General features: G+C 65.8%; 1 protein-coding gene. It reads left to right on the top strand.

What is annotated here, in order from left to right:
• Nucleotides 1–387: 387 nt before the first annotated feature.
• A partial coding sequence (locus EN780_RS35405) for a glycosyltransferase family 39 protein (RefSeq protein ID WP_128276549.1) occupies nucleotides 388–925 on the top strand: 538 nt, incomplete at its 3' end.

Here is a 925-nt window from a genome sequence, read left to right as displayed (position 1 = left end):
CCCGTCCACCGAGCGCTGGCGCCGCCCCTCACCTGCCTGCCGGCATCCTCTCCCCGTATAGTGACGGGGAGAGGGGGCTGTCATCACTGGTTTCGCGACTCGCCAGCGGTGGGAGAAGGGCGCCAACATTGCGGCCAGCCCCTTCTCCCCGTCACTATACGGGGAGAAGTGCCCGGCAGGGCGATGAGGGGCGGCGCCGACTTCGACAGTTGGTGTTCTCAGCCACAAAGTCGGAAACCATCACTGGATTGAAGCTATTGCCCTGGAGAGAGGGCCACTTCTTGCCTCGGGGTTGCGGCTGGCGTAATGAGGCGCCCGCGCAAAGGGCCAAGCCCAGGCGCCGCGACGGGGCACCATCCCGCAAATCGAGATCCGGAAGCTCCCGCGATGAACAGAAACTACATCATCCTCTTTCTGTTCAGCCTGGTGATGACCGTCAGCGGCCTCGCCAGCCTTCCCCCGATCGACCGCGACGAGTCCCGTTTCGTCCAGGCGACCAAGCAGATGGTCGAGACCGGCGACTATGTCGATATCCGTCTGCAGGACGTCACGCGCTATAAGAAGCCGATCGGCATCTACTGGCTGCAGTCAGCTGCCGTGGCGCTGAGCGGCGAGGGGGCAGCCGCGCCGATCTGGGTCTATCGCCTGGTCTCCATGCTCGGTATCGCGCTTGCCGTCGTCGGCATCGGCTGGACGGGCACGAAACTGTTCGGTGCCAATGCCGGTCTCGCCGCCGGCCTGATGATGGCAGCGATCTTCGCCACCGCCTTCGAGGGTCGCGACGCCAAGACCGACGCCATGCTGCTTGCCTGCTGCGTGGCCGCCCAGGGCGCGCTGGCGCAGGTCTATCTCGCCGCGCGCCGCAACGAGCCGGTCGCCGGCCATCTGCCGTGGATCTTCTGGATCGCGCAGGGACTTGGCATCC

Origin of the sequence: Mesorhizobium sp. M4B.F.Ca.ET.089.01.1.1 (assembly GCF_004022605.1) — a bacterium.
GTDB classification, from domain to species: domain Bacteria; phylum Pseudomonadota; class Alphaproteobacteria; order Rhizobiales; family Rhizobiaceae; genus Mesorhizobium; species Mesorhizobium abyssinicae.
The sequence above is the reverse complement of the archived record's forward strand: the minus strand, read 5'-3'. Positions and strand labels throughout refer to the sequence as shown.